Source organism: Halobellus sp. H-GB7 (assembly GCF_030848585.1).
Lineage (GTDB): Archaea > Halobacteriota > Halobacteria > Halobacteriales > Haloferacaceae > Haloquadratum > Haloquadratum inordinatus.
The window spans coordinates 1-17,200 of sequence record NZ_JAVDDW010000005.1 but is presented as its reverse complement, the minus strand read 5'-3'; the positions used below and the strand labels follow the sequence as shown (position 1 = coordinate 17,200).

Sequence of the window (17,200 nt, the reverse complement as noted above, 5' to 3'; positions counted from 1 at the left end):
TCCGCTCCTACCGTTGGCTCCGTTCCTGCTGTCGGTTCCGTTCCTGCTGTCGGTTCCGTTCCTGCTGTGACTCTGTTCCGGCTGTCGGATTCCCTACCACCATCGGATGCGTCGCTCGCTTCCGGTCGGATAGCTTAAGCGGGACCCCCGGTATTCCTCCCCTATGATCGTCTCCAGCGCCCCCGGGAAGGTCTATCTCTTCGGGGAGCACGCGGTCGTCTACGGCGAACCGGCGGTCCCCTGCGCGATCGAGCGCCGGGCCACAGTCACCGTCGATGCCCGCACGGACGACCACATCCGAGTCGAAGCGCGAGATCTGAGTCTCGACGGCTTCACCGTCGAGTACGCCGGCGACACCGGCTACCGACCCGACGTCGACGTTCCGGAAGGGCTCGTCGACGCCGCGGTGGGCTACATCGACGCCGCCGTCGAACAGGCCCGTGACGCCGCAGACGCACCCGACGCCGGCTTCGACATCACCGTCGAGAGCGAGATTCCGCTCGGCGCGGGGCTCGGCTCCTCGGCGGCCGTCGTCGTCGCCGGCATCGACGCCGCGACGCGGGAGCTCGGCGTCGAGCTCGCGCCCGAGGAACTGGCCGACCGCGCCTACCGCGCGGAGTACGACGTCCAGGACGGCCAGGCCTCGCGCGCGGACACGTTCTGTTCGGCGATGGGCGGCGCCGTGCGCGTCGAGGGCGACGACTGCCGACAGATCGACACGCCGAACCTCCCGTTCGTCGTCGGCTTCGACGGCGGCGCGGGCGACACCGGCGAACTCGTCGCGGGCGTCCGGACGCTCCGCGAGGAGTACGATTTCGCGGCCGACACCGTCGAGAGCATCGGCGACATCGTCCGCACCGGCGAGTCGATGCTCGCCGACGCCGACCCCGAATCCGAACCCACCGACAAACTGCTCTCCGAACTCGGCCGGCTGATGGACTTCGATCACGGGCTGCTCGAAGCGCTCGGCGTCTCCTCGCGCACGCTCGACAATATGGTCTGGGCCGCCCGCGAGGCCGGGGCCCACGGCGCGAAACTCACCGGCGCGGGCGGCGGCGGCTGCATCGTCGCGCTCGACGAGACGCCGGAGACGCGGACGGCACTGCGCTACACCGCCGAGTGCCGCGACGCGTTCCGGGCCGAACTGGACCGCGAGGGCGTCCGCGTGGAGGAGTCGGGGCCGGACGCGAGCGCGCGTTCCGACGCGGAGCCGAACGCGGAGGGTGAGCGCCGGTGACGGTCGTCCTCAAACTCGGCGGGAGCGTCGTCACCGACAAGGAGACGCCCGAGACCGTCGACGACGCAGCTCTCGACGCGGCGGTCGAGACGATCGCCGCGGCCGACGTCTCCCGGCTCGCTCTCGTCCACGGCGGCGGGAGCTTCGGCCACCACCAGGCGGAGAAACACGGCGTCAGCCTCTCGGAGGGGAGCCACGACGCCGCGGGCGTGTGGGCGATCCACGACGCGATGCGTCGCCTGAACGACGAAGTCATCCGGCGGTTGCAGGACGCCGGCGTCCCGGCGCTGCCGGTCCACCCGTTCTCCGTCGGGGCACGCGACGCCGACGCCGACCTCGTATTTCCGCTCGATTCCTCGGCGACGATGCTCGACGAGGGGTTCGTTCCCGTCCTCCACGGCGACGTCATCGCGCAGGCGGACGCGGGCGCGACGATCATCAGCGGCGACGAACTGGTCACACGGCTCGCGAACGGCCTCGACGCCGACCGCGTCGGGCTCTGTTCGACCGTGCCCGGCGTCTACGACGACGACGGCGAAGTCATCCCCGAAATCACGGCTTTCGACGATGTCGCGGACGCGCTCGGCGGCTCCGAGTCGACGGACGTGACGGGTGGGATGGCCGCAAAAGTCCGTGCGCTCCTCGAACTCGGGGCGCCGGCGCACGTGTTCGGCCCCGACGCCCTGGAGACGTTCTTGGCCGGCGACGCCGCTGGAACCGTCATCAGCGGGTAGCGCCGCGCCAGTACGGAGAAGAATCGGGTGTCTGTCAGGCCCCCGGAACGCCCAGCGCCGACACGGCGCTGATGCCGAGCAGTTCCAGGGCCGCGAGCGTGACGACCGCGGCGGCCCAGGCGGCCGCGCCGGTCACGCCCGCCTTGACCCAGCCGCCCGGGTAGCGCCAGCGGATGACGCTGACCCAGCCCGCGAGCGCGAGCAGCGAGCCGACAAGCGGGATCCAGGCGAGCAGCGCCCAGACGACTGCACCAAGGAGCGCCGTGAGGATGGCGTGTTCGAACGTCAGGCTGGCCGTCCGCCGCCGAGAGACGACGTGTTCGGCCGCGACGTGGATCGCCGCCCCGCCGATGAGGAGACTCACGGCGAAGACGACGAGCCCTTCGAGGGGATCGAATCCGCCGGCCAGCGGCGGGGGCCCGGCGTACTGGAGAGCGATCATCGGTATCGAGATTCGTCAGCGGGGTGTTCAGCGGCTGTGTCATCGCTGCTCGGACTGTCGATCGCCTGGCCGAGCGGCTCACCGAGCGTCCCGGCCAGCGACTGGCGGATCAGCGAATGGATCTGCGCGACGCGGTCCGGGACCGGGTCGGGGAGGTCCGCGCGGGGACCGTCCCCCGACGCGGCGTTCGCGTCGTGAGGTGTTTCCGACGCGATTTCTGGTCGGTCGGCCGCTCGGTCAGCGGCTGCTGTATCGGCTCCGTGGGTGGCTTCGCCGTGTGCGTCGGCGGCGCCGTTCGTCGAACCGGCTGCGTCGGTCGGCGCTGCACCGGGCACAGCCACGGCCGCTCCCGTGGTGAGCATCAGTGCTGCGAGACCGATCGCGACGATCGTCTGGAGTTTCATCGGTGGTGCCTCCGGTCCGCTCTCGGTGCGGATGGCATATCAAAGGTGAAAACGGTGCGTGCGGATTTCAGCAGCTTCGGACCCGTTTCATCCCGATTAAGTCCGCTCTCTCCGGTTTTGCAGCCGGCGCCCTCTCCCCACCGGGAAACGGCGGGGACGAGTCACAGCGAAGCGTAGCGCGCAGACCTGACGCAGCGCGCCGGGCTGTCGGTCACTCCTGCAGTTTGCGCCACTCCCGGTCGATGAATGCCTTACAGGAGCGTGCGGCATCGCTCTCCGGGCTCGGCAGTTCGCCCTCCTCGAGCGTGTCCTCGTCCCCACCGCTGGACTGCTGTGGCCCCGTCATATTCGCTTGTTCGATCTATTCGTGTTTTACTCTCACTTCGGTTCTTGTTTTCTTGGAAGCAGCCCCCACCTCGTAGCACCGTCCCCGTCTCGGAGGACCGGCGTCCGTCGCCGTCGGCGCCCACCTTTTACTCGGATCGGAGCGTCTGTCCGATATCGGATGCTCCTCGAAGTCGCCGGCTTTCTCGCCGGCCTGGCGCTCCTGTTGGTCGGTGCGGACCGCACCATCGACGCGGCCGCGGAGTTGGCACTGTACTACGGGGTGCCGGCCTTCTTCATCGGCGTCACCGTCATTTCGATCGGGACGTCGATCCCCGAGATGACCACTTCGATCTACGCGTCGGTCTACGGCGCCGGCGACCTCCTCGTCGGGAACATCGTCGGGTCAGAGACGGCGCAGATCACGCTCGCGATCGGCGTCGTCGCCTTCATCGCCCGGATCGAAGCCGAGCGACGGAACGTCCTCGTCTACGGCGGCGCGATGATTCTCGCGATGGTGATTATGATCCTCGTTCTCGAAGACGGGGAGATAATCCGCTCGGAGGGGGCGCTGATGATGCTCGCGTACGTCGCGTTCATCCACGACCTCTACTCGAACGAAGGCGGCGGCGAAGTAACGAAAGAAGTCGCCGAAGAGCAGACTCCCCCACAGCGGGCGATTCCCTGGATCGTCGCCGGGATCGCGCTGGTAGTCGTCGGCGGGTATCTGATGGTGACGAACGGGATCGCCATCGCTCGACTCCTCGGCATCCCCGAATTTCTCGTCGGCCTCCTGACCGGTCTCGGAACCACCGCGCCCGAAATCGCCGTCGCCGGACTCGCGGCCAGGCGCGGCGAGGCCGGCATCTCGGTCGGTTCTCTTCTAGGAAGTAACATCACGGATCCGGTGTTCTCGCTGGGCATCGGCGCGCTCGTCGCCGACGTGGCGGTCACCAACTCACAGACCGTGTTCGTCTCGACCGGGTATATGCTGGCCGTCTCGTTGGCCGTCCTCGGGCTGATGTACTGGCAGCGCGGCATCGACCGGCGAGGTGCAGTCGTGTGCGTGCTGCTGTATCTTCCCTCGTTCGTGCTCTTCTGATCGTGCGCAACTCGGCACGAGGGGCTGTATGCGGTGTCAGAGTTATCAGATCCAAAAACTAGTTGACCAGATTTAATACGTCTGTCTGACACGGAAGCGTGTATGCGTACCCGGTCGACTATTCTCATCGTTGGGAGTCGGTTCGCAGTTGAGGGGGCAGATTCCAATAGATGATAACAGTCCCGACGACAAGACGTCTTTCCCCGCGGCGGTCACTCGGTGACGACCACCGGCCCGTGGCTGGACGTAGCGCGACAACTCCACCGGTCGAGAAGCACCACACAGGGGTCGCTGCGATACCGACTGGGCGTCCCCAATCTCCCTCGGCACGAGCGCTGCTCCGCGCGTCGGCGTTCCGTCTCCGCGAGGATGCATAACCGGGACGGCGGTCCGAAAAACGGTGTGCTCGGCCCGACCAGTCAGAGCGGCCAGATCCGCGTGCTGTGCGTCGCAGCCGACCCGGTGTGCGACCGTCTACAACGAGAACTCGACCGCGGGAGCGGAGAGGTCCTCACAGAGACCGCACCGAACGCGAGGGTGGCCCAAACCCGTCTCGACGGCCGATTGGATTGCGTCGTCAGCGAGTATGAGCTACCAGAATGGAACGGCGTCGAACTGCTCGAAGCCGTCCGCGAGCACTACAGGGAGCTCCCATTTATTTTGTTTCCGGACGCCGGGAGCGAATCCGTCGCGAGCGACGCGATTTCGGCGGGCGTCTCCGACTACGTCGAGCAGGGAGCTGGCCAGTTTGAGGTGCTATCCGAGCGGATCCGACAGCACGTCGAGCAGAGCCGAGAATACACGAAACTGGAGGCTCATCTCAGACAGGCACAGGCCGTCGCGGACCTCGGTCGCTGGGAGTTTGACCCCGGCGAGGGCCGGCTGTACTGGTCTACGGAGGTTGCGCAGCTTTTCGGGACGGACGGTCGAACTTCGCTACGGCACGAGAAGTTCCTTGAGTACGTGGATCCCGAGGATCGGGCACGCGTCGCGGCGGAGTGGAACGCAGCTCTCGCTGGCGACGACTACGATATCGAATATCGGATCACCACTGCTGACGAGGAGACACGCTGGGTCCGGGACCGTGCCGATTTCATAGGTGATGACGAGGGAACACCAGAAGTCGCACTGGGTGTCATCCAGGATGTCACCGAGCGAAAGGAACGCGAGTCCCAACTCCAGATGCAGGCCGAAGCGATGGAAGCGTCTATGGAGGGTATCTCCATTCTCAGCCCGGACGGCGAGTACGTCTATATGAACGAGGCCCACGCCGACATATTCGGATACGACCCTGAGGACCTTCTCGGTCGGTCGTGGCAGATCCTTTACGACGACGACGAGGGGGCTCGCTTGGAACGGGACGCACTTGCAGCGGTCGCCGAGGCAGGGGAGTGGCGGGGCGAGGCCGTCGGCCGGACCAGGGACGGCGCGTCGGTCGCCCACGAGGTGACGATCTCCCGGCTCGAGGACGGACGCTTGATCTACACGAACAGCGACATCACCGAGCGCAAAGAACGCGAACGTGACCTCCGGCGGTTCAAGCGGGCCATCGAAGCGTCGTCACACTCCGTCTACATCACCAACACCGACGGAACTATCGAGTACGTCAACCCGGCGTTCGAGGAGACGACCGGATACGCGGCCGAGGAGGCGGTCGGGCGGACGCCCCGGATCGTTAAGTCTGGCGAACACGACGACGCGTTTTACCAACAGCTCTGGTCGACGATCCTCGGCGGCGAGACGTGGCACGGGGAGCTTATCAACCGGTCGAAAGGAGGCGAGCAGTACGTCGTCAACCAGACGATCGCACCGGTGACCGACGACGACGGTGAGACGACCCACTTCGTCGCTATCAACGCGAACATCACCGAAATGAAGGAGAAACGCGACGAACTCCACCAGCTCAGGCAGGCCATTGACAAGGCGGAGACGCCGCTTACGCTGACTGACCCCAATACGGCGGACAATCCGATGGTCTACGTCAACGAGGCGTTCAAAGATCTCTGTGGGTACTCCGAAGACGAATTACTTGGGCAGAACTGTCGGATGCTCCAGGGCCCCGACACGGATCAAGAGACGGTCGATGCGCTGCGGCGAGCGGTCGATGAGGAGGAGCCGATCACCGTCGAGATACGTAACTGCCGGAAAGACGGAACACTGTTTTGGAACGAACTCACGGTCACGCCTGTCTACGACACCGAAGGGCGACTCGTAAGGTATCTCGGCACCCAGCGGGAGATCACCGACCGGAAAGAACGGGAACAGCATCTCCAGGTTCTCGATCGAGTCCTCCGCCACAATCTCCGGAACGATATGAACGTAATCCAGGGGCTTGCAGACACAATCCGAACAGACGCCGCCGACCCGATTTCGACCCGCGCCGAGTCCATCATCGACAAGAGCGAACAACTCCTGAACACGGCAGAGAAGCAGCGAGCCATCACCAACGTGCTCTTAGAGCGGCCCACGAACGACCCCGTCGAGGTAGACGTGCTCGTCGAGCGCGTCATTGGGATGGTCGAAGAGGAGTATCCCGAGGCATCCATCGCGGTCGACTGCTCGGGCGAGCGCCCCGTCGTCCCCTCTCCTCGCATCGGCCTCGCGCTTGAAGAGTTAGTCACGAACGCTCTCGAACACAGCGACCGGCCCGCTCCGACGGTCGAAGTCTCGGTTACGCGGCACGGCGAGCAGATCCGGATCGACGTCGTAGACGAGGGGCCGCGGATCCCCGAAATGGAGCGCCAAGTGAGTACTCAAGGAGAAGAGGTTGATCCACTGTACCACGGTAGCGGGTTGGGGCTGTGGCTCGTCCACTGGATCGTCACCCGAGCTGACGGGACCGTCTCCTTCGAACAGAACGAACCCCGTGGAAACCGCGTGCGGATCGAACTCCCGCACGAACCACACGGACGGGTCCTGCGCGGCGGCCTGCGTGCCGCGACGGATCCTACAGAGTCCAGACAAGACTGATCGGCGGCCGCCGCAGGGTTCGGTTCGAGCCGCCTCACGTGCACGGAATTCCCGGTCCCTGAGAAGTCTCCGCATAACTATTGCAGTCGTCGCGGTACGGTCCGCCCCGGAGCGTGTCGAACAATGGACGTTATCATCAGATCTACGAGGGAAAGTACCGATGAGTGAGACGCCGGTCCGCGTCGGCGTCTTGAGCCTCCACAACAGCAAGGAGACGAAAGCGATTCTGAACGCCGTCGAGGCGCTCGGCCACGACACCGAGTGGCTCCGATCCGAGAATACGGTCGTGCGGCTCGGCGGCGACGAGGCGACGCTCGATCCCGACGTCGACGTGGTCGTCAATCGACTCCTCCTCTCGAATACGGATCAGCCTGCGGAGGAACTCGGGCTAGCGCGGACGCTGGCGGGCGTGCGACCGATGCTGAATACCCCAGACGCGACGGCGCAGGCGGCGCACAAGACCGCCGCCGCAGTCGAACTGATCAACGAGGGGCTTCCGGTTCCGCGCACCGCACTGGCGCTTAGCAACGACCGGCTCAACGAACTCCGCGGGGAGTTCGGGGAGGAGGCCGTCTACAAGACAGCCATCGGGACGCACGGCGGCGGCGCGTGGAAGGTGAAAACTAGCGATCCGCTGACAGCCCGCGTCGGGAAGCGACGGGCGTTTCTGCAGGAGCTCGTCGGTCGGGACGACGAACCCCCGCACGATCTTCGGGTGTACGTCGTCGCCGACGAGGTGATCGGCGCGATGTGCCGCTACGCCGCCGACAGCGACTGGCGAACGAACGTCGCCCGCGGCGGGAGCGTCGAGGACGTGACAGAATCCGTTCCAGCGGAGGTCTTAGAACTCGCTCGGCAAGCAGCGGCGGCGGTCGACCTCGACTACGCCGGCGTCGATCTCATCGAGGGCGACGACGGCTGGTACATTCTGGAAGTGAACCCGACGGCCGGCTTCAAAGGCTTCTACCGGGCGACGGGGCGCAGTCCGGCCCCGTACATCGCTCGGCAGGCGATCGAACACGCCGGCGCTTCGGTCGACCTCGAGCGGGTAGAGAGTCTCTCGTCGACGCTCGACGACTCGGTGCCCGCCTGCAAACCGGCGCCGGTGTCAGTCTCTCCCGAGGAGGCGATCACGATCGGCTTCACCGAACAGGTGGTCGTCAGCGGGACCAGCGGACGGAAGACGGTCGTAGCCAAGTCTGACTCCGGAGCGTCCAGAACGAGCATCGATCTGCGGCTCGCCGCGGACATCGGTGCTGGCCCGATTCATACTGTTTCGCGCGTGCGCTCGGGGAGTTCGAAGCAGTCCAAGACGCGGCCGGTCGTCGACCTCGTCGTCGGGATCGGCGGCGAGCAGTACACCGTCGCCGCGAACATCGAAGACCGGACGCATATGACGCATCCGCTTCTACTGGGGCGCGACATCCTGAAGAATTACCGCCTCGACGTGAGCCGGCGCGTCGAAGATCACGCGGAAGTGGCCGGCGAGGAGTAGTCCCGACAGGGTCATACTGTCGGACAGACGTTCGCGTATCATATCGGCACGGGGTACCGATACGCCTCACATAGTTCTGTCCGACAGTATCAGGCGTCCGTCCCGTCGGCGACTGTGCGGGCGGTTCGATCGGTCGTCGACGCGTCCGCGATGGCGGCGGCGAGTTCGCTCTCGGTGACCGGCCGTTCGGACGTGTCGAGGCCCGCCGACCGGGCGACGCGGACCGGACTCGGGGGGTGGAGGTTCGCCGTCGCAAGCAGTTCGTCGTCGTAGAACACCTCTCGCGGTGTCCCACAGCCGACGATGTTGCCGTCGGCCATCACGCAGACGCGGTCTGCCACCTCGGCCGCGAAGTCGAGATCGTGCGTCGAGAGCACGACGCTGACGCCGTCCCTATGGACCTGTTCGATATGTCTGGCGACCAGCCGAGAGCGTTCGGGATCCAACCCCGCGAGCGGTTCGTCGAGGACGATCACGCTCGGCTGCAGCGCCAGCACGCCGGCCAGCCCCACGAGCCGTTTTTCGCCGCCGCTCAGGTAGTGCGGAATCCGGTCTTCGAGGTGGCCAGCGTCGACCGCATCGAGCGCGTCGCGAGCGCGTTCGATCGCTTCCTCACCCGAGACGCCGTAGTTCTGGAGCCCGAACAGCACGTCGTCGCGGACGGTCGGCGCGACGAGTTGGGCGTCTGCGTCCTGGAAGACGAAGCCGACCGTCTTCCGGGCGCGTCGCTCGTCGCCGTTGGCGACGGGCGTTCCCTCGATCACGAGTTCGCCTTCGTCGGGGACGAGCGTCGCGTTCAGATGCTCGAGCAACGTCGACTTCCCCGCGCCGTTCCCGCCGAGTAGCGCGACGACCTCGTCGGGGTAGACGCTGAACTCGACGTCGTGCATTCCGACTGTTCCGTCCGGGTACGTGTGCGCTTCACATCGCAGATCGACGAGGGGCGTCTCCGCGCGGTTCACAGCACCACCCCCGTCGTGACCGCGGCGTACCCGAGTACGGCGGCGTAGGAACCGCCGACCAGAAGGGTTTCGTGGACCGGCGGCCGCGGCACGTCGCCGTACAGCGTCAGGTCGCCGTCGTACCCGCGCGCTTCCATCGACTTGACGAGCCGTTCGGCCCGCTCGATGGCCGACAGCATCGTCATTCCGAGAATGCGTGCGTAGAGGCGCTTGTTCGACCAGAACTCCGAGAGGTTCCCGCCGCGGGCCACAGCGGCTTTCACAAGGTCTTCGAGCGTCTCGATCATCACGAACGTGAACCGGTAGGTGAGCAGCGCGACTTGGTCGACCGGCCGCGGAAGGACCCGACCCAAGACGTAGGCGACGTCGGAGTACCGGGTCGTCATCGCGGCCGCCAGCGTGAACGTGACGACGGTCAGCGACCGGAAGCCGAGTTCGAGGAACAATACGAGACCGGCGACCGTCACCGAAACGTCGCCGAGCGGCGTCGCGAGCGCGCCACCGATCGGCGTGCCCGGTTCGAGGAACGCCAGCGGGCCCGCCACGGAGACGATAAAGAGCATCGGGACCGTGTACCAGCGCAGCAACCGCCCGGCCGGGAGCCCCGCCGTGACGTACACGAGAAGGACGACGGCGTAGAGGCCTGCAAGCACCGCGGCCCGGTCGACCACCGTCACGGCGAGCACGAGCGCGCCGACGACGCCGAGTTTCGTCCAGGGGTTGACGTGGTGAAGCGGCCCGTCGCGGCGCTCGGCGTAGGCCGTGACGAGTCGCGGGTCCGGCACGTGATTCGAGAGCATCTTCGGTTACCGTCCCGTCCGTTTTGCGTCGTCGAGGCCGCGGTATCGGTCGGCGTAGACGTACAGTCCGACGCCGACGAGCGCGAAGAGAGCCGCGACGGCGAGGAACTCGACGACCAGACCACCGTTCCGGATCGGGCCGGCGACGACGACCCCGCGTCCGAGGTCGACGAGCGCGCCGCCGCCCTCCTGAATACCGCGCTGCAGCGTCGTCGCCGACCGCTTGGCCCACGGAACCGCGCCGCCGGTGGCAGCGAAACCCCACAGCCCCGCGGCGAAAAACACCGTCAGGAGGCCGAGCAGGCTGCCGTACTGCGTCCAGCGCTTCATCAGGCCGTCACCTCCGAGGCGTCGCGGCCGAGACGGTCGACGAGGCCGACGAGGTCGGGGCGGACCGACGCGAGGAACTGTACGACGAACCCGGTCAAGAGCCCCTCGACGACGGCGACGCCCAGATTCAGCCCGACCAATCCGGCGACAGCGACCGTGAGGTCAGCGCGGGGGAGGGCACTCCCGTTGACGCCGCTGACGACGATGATCGCCCCCATCAACACCGCGCCGGCCGAGAGACCGAGCGTCGCCGCCCCCGTGCTCGCGGGGAAGACGTCCCAGTCCAATCCGACCAGCGTGCGGAACGCGTAGTAGGCCACGACGGCCTCCGACGCGTTGACGAGGGTATTCGCACCCAACAGTCCGACGGCCCCGTGTCCGAGCACCGCCGAGAAGATGTTCACCACGAGCGCGATCAGCGCGCCGAGGAGCGGCCCGGCGAGGATGCCGACGAGGCCGGTGAGGTTCATATGGATCCCGCCCCACACTGGGATGTTCAGCTGAAAGACCGCGAAACTCGCCGCGCCGGCGATGCCGGCGAGCGCGATCTGGCGGGTCTCGATACCGCCTTTCCGAATGCGGTAGACGACCACGCCGATGAGCCCGGCACCGATGAGTGTCCAGAGAGCGAGCGCCCAGAGCGGGAACGAACCTTCGCCGAGGTGAATGTGTGCCATCGAGTAATAAATCTACGACACGAAATAATAAATTTGGCTATTCGACATTTTCTTGTTATTAATATTGCTCGCGGTACAGCAGCAGGCGAGGACAGCTCATCAGCCGTCAGATCCCAACCGGCCCCGCACAGGTAGCCACGCCAGAAGCACCGCCGTCCATCCCAGTGGGGAATCAAAAGTACCATGACCTCCCGCTGCGCAGTTGACCGTAGCTAGGTGATTCCGTGACCCAGAAACGCGAATACAAAGACGACTATCCGGACAAGACGCTGTACATCCCGGGGCCGACTGAGGTACGCGAAGACGTCATCGAGGAGATGTGCCAGCCGATGTTCGGTCACCGAATGGACCGGATGACGGACCTGTACACGACGATCGTCGAGGACACGAAGGACTTCCTCGGCACCGACAACGACGTGATGATCCTCACGGCGTCGGGGACGGAGTTCTGGGAGGCGTCCACGCTGAACCTCGTCGACGAGAACATACTCGTGCCGACCTGCGGGAGTTTCAGCGAGCGCCACGCCAACGTGGCCGAGCGGCTCGGCAAGAACGTCGACCGCCTCGAATACGAGTGGGGGCAGGCGGTCAAACCCGAAGACGTGCGAGCGGCGATCGAAGAGAGTGACAAACACTACGACGTCGTCGCGTGCGTGATGAACGAGAGTTCGACCGGCGTCCGAAACCCCATCGAGGAAATCGGTGACGTCGTCGCCGAGTACCCTGACACCTACTTCGTGGTCGACGCGGTGTCGTCGCTGGGCGGCGACTACGTCGACATCGACGAACACAACATCGACGTCATCTTCGCCTCGACGCAGAAGGCGTTCGCGATGCCGCCGGGACTAGCCGTCTGCGTCGTCAGCGACGACGCCTACGAGCGCGAACTCGAGAAGGACGAGGCGTCGTGGTACGGCGGCTTCCAGCGCGCGCTCGATTACTACGATCGGAAAGGTCAGACGCACTCCACGCCGGCGATCCCGGTAATGCTGGCGTACCGCAAGCAGATGAAGTATATGCTCGAAGAGGGTCACGAGGGGCGCTCGGACCGTCACCGGGAGATGGCCGAGTACACGCGCGAGTGGGCGCACGAACACTTCGACATGTTCCCCGAGACGGGCTATGAGTCCCAGACGGTGGCCTGCATCGAGAACACGCAGGGCATCGACGTCGCCGGGACGATCGACGCCGTCTCCGAGCAGTACGACATGGTCTTCTCGAACGGCTACGGCTCGACCCTCGGCGAGAAGACGTTCCGCATCGGTCATATGGGCGAACACGACCTCGAGTCGATCAAGGCCCTGACGGACGCCATCGAAGACGTCGCCGACATCTAATCGAACGGCGAGCCACTCCTCGGCAACCGCCGTGGGCCGCCGTGAGTGTTATTCACACGGCGGTCGTCTGTCACACTGTGACGACGCACCGCGAGATCGCGGAGACGCCGGACGGCCGCCGACTGATCGTCTCCCGGCAGATCGACGCCGCCCCCGATCGCGTGTGGGACCTGTTCATCGACACCCAGCAGTGGCCGCGGTGGGGGCCGTCGATAACTGCCGTCGAGTGTCGGGACCGTCGGATCAGCGAGGGGACGACCGGCCGCATTCGAACTGTCGGCGGCCTCCGGGTCTCGTTCGTCGTCACCTCCTGTGCCGACCACCGCTGGACCTGGCGCGTCGCCGGCATTCCGGCGACGGGGCATCGCGTCGAGAGAGTAGATGGGGGCTGCTGCGCCGCCTTCGAGATCCCGTTACTCGCAGCCCCGTACGCGGCGGTCTGCCGGCGGGCGCTGCAGAATATCGACGCACTCGCGACCACTTCCTGAGCGGCGCCGACTCCAGCGTTTGGATGCGGGTCGGTGGATTCTGTCTGCCTGAAACGTGCTCGATACCAATGCGTCCAGTCACACGAGACAACAGGACTGTCTCGGGGTCGTCGAGGACGCCGTTGCAACCCTCACGATCGCCCCGGACGGAGTACCAATACCGTCCGTATGAAACGGCTTGGTCAGTCTGCTCGCTGCTCGGGCTGTCGGTTCCGTTCTATCTCTAATGGGTCTCCCGTCGACGTCGTCGTAACCAGTCGCAAAAACTGTCCGGCGTTCGTGAGAATCTTGTTCTCCGCCTTCCGGAGGTGTTCTTCGTACGTCGAGCGCGCGACGGCCGTCTGCTCTGCCAGCGCTCGGAGCGACGTCTTCCGGGGCTGCTCGTAATACCCACTCTCTAACGCCAACCGCAACGCCGCCATCTGTCGGTCGGTCACGTCTTCGAACAACTGACCGACCGGGGCGAGCATACTGTGGGGAATCTGCTGTTCCGTAATCGCCGTCTTCGAGAGCACCTCGATGTCGCGATCGGCTTCCAGATCCTGCAGGAGTGCGCGGACGTCGCTCTCGTCGAATGCGATCACCGAGTAGTGCTCCCAGCCCTGGCGGTGAACCGTCGGTGGCTGATACAGGGTGTTGTACTTCTCGAACCGTTCGATGATCGAGTCTTCGAGCGAGCAGAGACAAGACTGGGTGACGACGTGAAGGCCCGATTCGTCGACCGACCTGTGCAGAACCGTTCCGAGGCCGCCTATTTCGTCGAGGAGTTCGTCCGCCGGCGTTCCTGGCGACGTGAGTTCGACTACCTGACAGTCACTCAGATACCACTCACGGATGGTGAGATCCGGGTGATGCTCCGAAATTTCGCGATACGGACACTCGTGTTTGACCCGAAACGAAGCCTCGTACAGACTCATTGTGTTGTCTCTGTGCTAAAATAAATTAACAGTACCGGCTATGTCCGGCAGTACCTATATCCCAATATGTCTCATACGGGTGAATATTGATGCCGGAACACAGCCCTGATCGAGTCAGTAACGAATTACCGGATAGCAACGGTGAGCAGCGCGCCGTGACGTTCGACGGGGGTGAACTATGAGGACAGACACTGAACTCAAACAGGGTATCCGCGAACACCTCGGGCAGTTCTCGCTGCACGTCCTCCTGGTGTTCGCGACTGGGCTGACTATCGGGTCCGAACGGGCGGTCGTGCCCGTCCTCGGCCGGGACGTGCTCGGCGTCGAGTCGCTGTTCGTGATCGGGTCGTTCGTCGTCTCGTTCGGCTTCGTCAAAGGGCTCTTGAACCTCTACGCCGGCAAGTGGGGCGGCGAGTACGGCCGCAAGCCCGTGCTCGTCCTCGGGTGGGCGACTGCGCTCCCGCTTCCCGTCATTCTCATCTTCGCGCCCAGTTGGGGCTGGATCACCGTCGGGAACGTCTTGCTGGGCATCAACCAGGCGCTGACCTGGAGTATGGCGATCAACGCCAAAATCGACATCGCGGGGCCGGATCAGCGCGGTCTCGCCGTCGGTATCGACGAGGCGTTCGGCTACACCGGCGTCGCCGTCGGGGCTTGGGTCACCGGCGTCATCGCGGCCCGGACGAGCCTCCGGCCAGAGCCGTTCTACTTCCTCGCAGCCGTCGTCGTGCTCGCGTTCCTCATCTCGATCTTCCTGATCAAAGAGACCGTCCAACTCGCAGAGGCGGAGGTCGACGACGAAGACCACCACGACGCGAACCTCCCGTTCGTCGACGTGCTGAAGCGCGCGACCTACGGCGACAAGACGCTGTTCGCGGCGGCACAGGCCGGCCACATCGAGAAGTTCGTCGATACGCTGTTCTGGCTCGCCGTCCCGCTGTATCTCACCAGCCAGGGGCTTGGAATCGCGGCAGTCGGGTTCGTCGTCGGCGTTCACAGCGCGATGTACTTCCTGCAGATTGCGACCGGCGGACTCGCCGACCGCATCGGCCGCCGGCCACCTGTCCTCGCCGGAATGTTCCTCACGGGGGCTGGCGTCCTCGGGATGGTCCTCGTCGAGGGCTATCTCCCGTGGACCGTGCTCTCTGGTGTGTCCGGCCTCGGAATGGCGTTGCTCTACCCGAATCTGATGACCGTTCCCGGCGACGCCGCCCATCCGACGTGGCGCGCGACCGGGATGGGCGTCTACCGTATGTGGCGCGACTCGGGGTATGGCGTCGGTGCGATCCTTATCGGGCTCTCGATGGAGTTCGTGAACACCGAGGCGGCGTTCTACATCATCGCCGCTCTGATGTTCGTCTCCGGGGCGATCGTGTACATCTGGATGGAAGAGACGCACCCCGACTTCGGAACCCACGAACCGCCTGCGCCCGCACCTGAGCAGGCGGGTCAGACGGTTGCGCAAGACTAACTTTCGCGTTTGCAACGATCGTGCATTGATCTCACGCTGTCGTGCGATCGCGCGTGAGGTGCAAACGGTACTGTCACAACCGACAAACGCCTGGTAGATTCAGGAGTTAGTCGGTCCTGGCGGACGATAGTACCTCGGGGCGACGCGCTATTTTCGTCTGCCTCCCACGGTTCGACGAACACAACGATTCGACGCGATGGTACGGTGTCGATTCGGGAACCTTTATAATTGATGTTAACGAATAACAATGAGAGAATTGGTGTCGTATGAACCCACGTGTACCAGATCGCAAGCCGTCCGAGAGTAGCTTTGGCAGTCGACATTGCTTGAGCGTCTATCTTCGGCGGGGCGATTGTTTACCGGGGAAAACACTCTCCCCGAAATCGGATCAGAGAGTGGGTCGCATTACCGATGAAACTGACTGAACAACCACGAGTACAGGTGTTGCTGGGGGACGCACAAAATCGGGAGGACCAGGTCCTGCCTATCACTCGATGGGTCGCACGTCTCATCATCCCGTTTCTCGCCGCGGCATTTCTGGTTCTCTACGGTGAGCCAACTCGGACTGCTGAGTTCTTCGCGTGGACGATTCGACCCGAGATGACACCGATCATAATGGGTGCTGGCTACGGAGCGGGCGTGTATTTTTTCTACCGAGTCGCCACCGTAGACGAGTGGCACAGGGTCGCCCCGGTGTTTCTCGGCATCGCCACGTTCACGTGGGCGATGGCCATCGCCACTGTCCTCCACTGGGAAAATTTCAACCACAGCCACCACACGTTCTACCTCTGGGTGATTCTCTACGCTGTCACGCCGGTGCTCGTCCCCGCGTTGTGGGTACTTAATCGCCGGACTGACCCCAGAGAGGAGAGAGACAGTGGACCCGTTCTACCACGAGCAGTCCGAGTGCTGGGAGGTGGCCTCGGCGTCGTCGTCACCGTCAGTGCCGTCATCCTGTTTATCTTCCCCGAGATAATGATTGGTGCGTGGCCGTGGGCAGTCTCCCCGCTGACGGCACGAATTCTTGCCGGCTGGTTCGCACTCTTCGGTGTCGTCAACGGGGTCGTCGTGCTCGACCTGCGCTGGAGTGCCGCCCGCATACTGGTCCAGAGCCAGATACTCGGGTTCACGATGGTACTGGTTGGTGTTGCCCGAGTCTGGCACAACTTCGACCCGTCGAATATGTTGACGTGGGGGGTCGTCGGGGGGATGACACTCTATCTGTGTGCTATTGTCGTCCTCTATCTGGGTATGGAACGGCGTTGATCTGCTCTGGAGTTCTCGTCCGTGGTGATGCACTCTCCTTGTGTGCGGCTGAGAATCCAAACACAGCGAGAGACACCCACTACGTGACAATACGTATGAATGATGGCTGCCATAGGGCCAGTCAACCATTCGTAATTGACTCTATTAGTATCTCCAAAAATGTGCGCCCGCAACACTACCGGACGAGTTTCTACTAGTAGGTCCGGTGGAACTAAAATAGAACGTTTTGGGGTTTTAAACCAGT

17 protein-coding genes are annotated in these 17,200 nt (G+C 64.5%); 9 read left to right on the top strand and 8 right to left on the bottom strand.

The genetic code is table 11. From position 1 onward, the window contains the following. Positions 1–163: 163 nt before the first annotated feature. Positions 164–1,237, top strand: a complete 1,074-nt coding sequence (gene mvk / locus RBH22_RS10370) for a mevalonate kinase (RefSeq protein WP_306677430.1) — start codon at positions 164–166, stop codon at positions 1,235–1,237. Next, entirely contained in the window at positions 1,234–1,971 is a 738-nt protein-coding gene (locus RBH22_RS10365) for an isopentenyl phosphate kinase (protein ID WP_256289669.1), read from the top strand. Before mvk ends, RBH22_RS10365 begins: the two co-directional genes overlap by 4 nt. Positions 1,972–2,005: 34 nt before the next feature. On the opposite strand, the gene RBH22_RS10360 is transcribed toward RBH22_RS10365, so the two are convergent. The 3 genes from RBH22_RS10360 to RBH22_RS10350 all read right to left on the bottom strand — a co-directional run bounded on the left by RBH22_RS10360 (position 2,006) and on the right by RBH22_RS10350 (position 3,163). Next, the gene (locus RBH22_RS10360; RefSeq protein ID WP_256289668.1) at positions 2,006–2,413 is read right to left on the bottom strand and encodes a hypothetical protein; all 408 of its coding nucleotides are present in this window, start codon (positions 2,411–2,413) and stop codon (positions 2,006–2,008) included. Continuing rightward, a complete protein-coding gene (locus tag RBH22_RS10355) occupies positions 2,410–2,817 on the bottom strand; it encodes a hypothetical protein (RefSeq protein ID WP_256289667.1) in 408 nt (135 codons plus the stop codon). Before RBH22_RS10355 ends, RBH22_RS10360 begins: the two co-directional genes overlap by 4 nt. A gap of 211 nt (positions 2,818–3,028) precedes the next feature. Next, entirely contained in the window at positions 3,029–3,163 is a 135-nt protein-coding gene (locus RBH22_RS10350; protein WP_306677429.1) for a hypothetical protein, read from the bottom strand. Positions 3,164–3,322: 159 nt separating this feature from the next. Between RBH22_RS10350 and RBH22_RS10345 the strand changes: the two genes are divergently transcribed. The 3 genes from RBH22_RS10345 (at position 3,323) to RBH22_RS10335 (ending at position 8,708) form a co-directional block, all read left to right on the top strand. Then, positions 3,323–4,243, top strand: coding sequence for a sodium:calcium antiporter (locus tag RBH22_RS10345; protein ID WP_306677428.1), 921 nt, complete (start codon positions 3,323–3,325; stop codon positions 4,241–4,243). Between the two features lie 402 nt (positions 4,244–4,645). After that, entirely contained in the window at positions 4,646–7,213 is a 2,568-nt protein-coding gene (locus tag RBH22_RS10340) for a PAS domain S-box protein (RefSeq protein WP_256545483.1), read from the top strand. Between the two features lie 160 nt (positions 7,214–7,373). Next, positions 7,374–8,708, top strand: a complete 1,335-nt coding sequence (locus RBH22_RS10335; RefSeq protein WP_306677427.1) for a RimK family alpha-L-glutamate ligase — start codon at positions 7,374–7,376, stop codon at positions 8,706–8,708. Between the two features lie 89 nt (positions 8,709–8,797). Here RBH22_RS10335 and RBH22_RS10330 read toward each other — a convergent pair whose 3' ends face one another. The 4 genes from RBH22_RS10330 to RBH22_RS10315 all read right to left on the bottom strand — a co-directional run bounded on the left by RBH22_RS10330 (position 8,798) and on the right by RBH22_RS10315 (position 11,477). Continuing rightward, a complete protein-coding gene (locus RBH22_RS10330) occupies positions 8,798–9,598 on the bottom strand; it encodes an ATP-binding cassette domain-containing protein (protein ID WP_306677521.1) in 801 nt (266 codons plus the stop codon). A gap of 68 nt (positions 9,599–9,666) precedes the next feature. Continuing rightward, the gene (locus RBH22_RS10325; RefSeq protein ID WP_306677426.1) at positions 9,667–10,470 is read right to left on the bottom strand and encodes an energy-coupling factor transporter transmembrane component T; all 804 of its coding nucleotides are present in this window, start codon (positions 10,468–10,470) and stop codon (positions 9,667–9,669) included. Positions 10,471–10,476: 6 nt separating this feature from the next. Beyond that, a complete protein-coding gene (locus tag RBH22_RS10320; RefSeq protein WP_306677425.1) occupies positions 10,477–10,800 on the bottom strand; it encodes a cobalamin transport operon protein in 324 nt (107 codons plus the stop codon). Further along, the gene (locus RBH22_RS10315; protein ID WP_306677424.1) at positions 10,800–11,477 is read right to left on the bottom strand and encodes an energy-coupling factor ABC transporter permease; all 678 of its coding nucleotides are present in this window, start codon (positions 11,475–11,477) and stop codon (positions 10,800–10,802) included. The genes RBH22_RS10320 and RBH22_RS10315 overlap by 1 nt, the downstream gene beginning before the upstream one ends. Positions 11,478–11,701: 224 nt before the next feature. Between RBH22_RS10315 and RBH22_RS10310 the strand changes: the two genes are divergently transcribed. Then, positions 11,702–12,814 (top strand): alanine--glyoxylate aminotransferase family protein, encoded by a 1,113-nt coding sequence (locus tag RBH22_RS10310; RefSeq protein ID WP_256545478.1) that lies wholly within the window; start codon positions 11,702–11,704, stop codon positions 12,812–12,814. A gap of 77 nt (positions 12,815–12,891) precedes the next feature. Further along, positions 12,892–13,302, top strand: coding sequence for an SRPBCC family protein (locus RBH22_RS10305; RefSeq protein ID WP_306677423.1), 411 nt, complete (start codon positions 12,892–12,894; stop codon positions 13,300–13,302). Positions 13,303–13,484: 182 nt separating this feature from the next. Here the strand turns inward: RBH22_RS10305 and RBH22_RS10300 are convergent, their stop codons facing one another. Beyond that, positions 13,485–14,219: a helix-turn-helix domain-containing protein gene (locus RBH22_RS10300; protein WP_306677422.1), complete on the bottom strand. Its 735-nt coding sequence runs from the start codon at positions 14,217–14,219 to the stop codon at positions 13,485–13,487. Positions 14,220–14,397: 178 nt separating this feature from the next. On the opposite strand from RBH22_RS10300, the gene RBH22_RS10295 reads away from it, so the two are divergent. Together RBH22_RS10295 and RBH22_RS10290 are read left to right on the top strand one after the other, a co-directional pair. Beyond that, on the top strand, positions 14,398–15,690 hold the full coding sequence (locus tag RBH22_RS10295) for an MFS transporter (protein WP_306677421.1): 1,293 nt from the start codon (positions 14,398–14,400) through the stop codon (positions 15,688–15,690). 411 nt (positions 15,691–16,101) lie between these two features. After that, positions 16,102–16,956 carry a hypothetical protein gene (locus RBH22_RS10290; protein WP_306677420.1) on the top strand — a complete coding sequence of 285 codons (855 nt, stop codon included), beginning with the start codon at positions 16,102–16,104 and terminating at the stop codon, positions 16,954–16,956. Positions 16,957–17,200 lie beyond the last annotated feature (244 nt).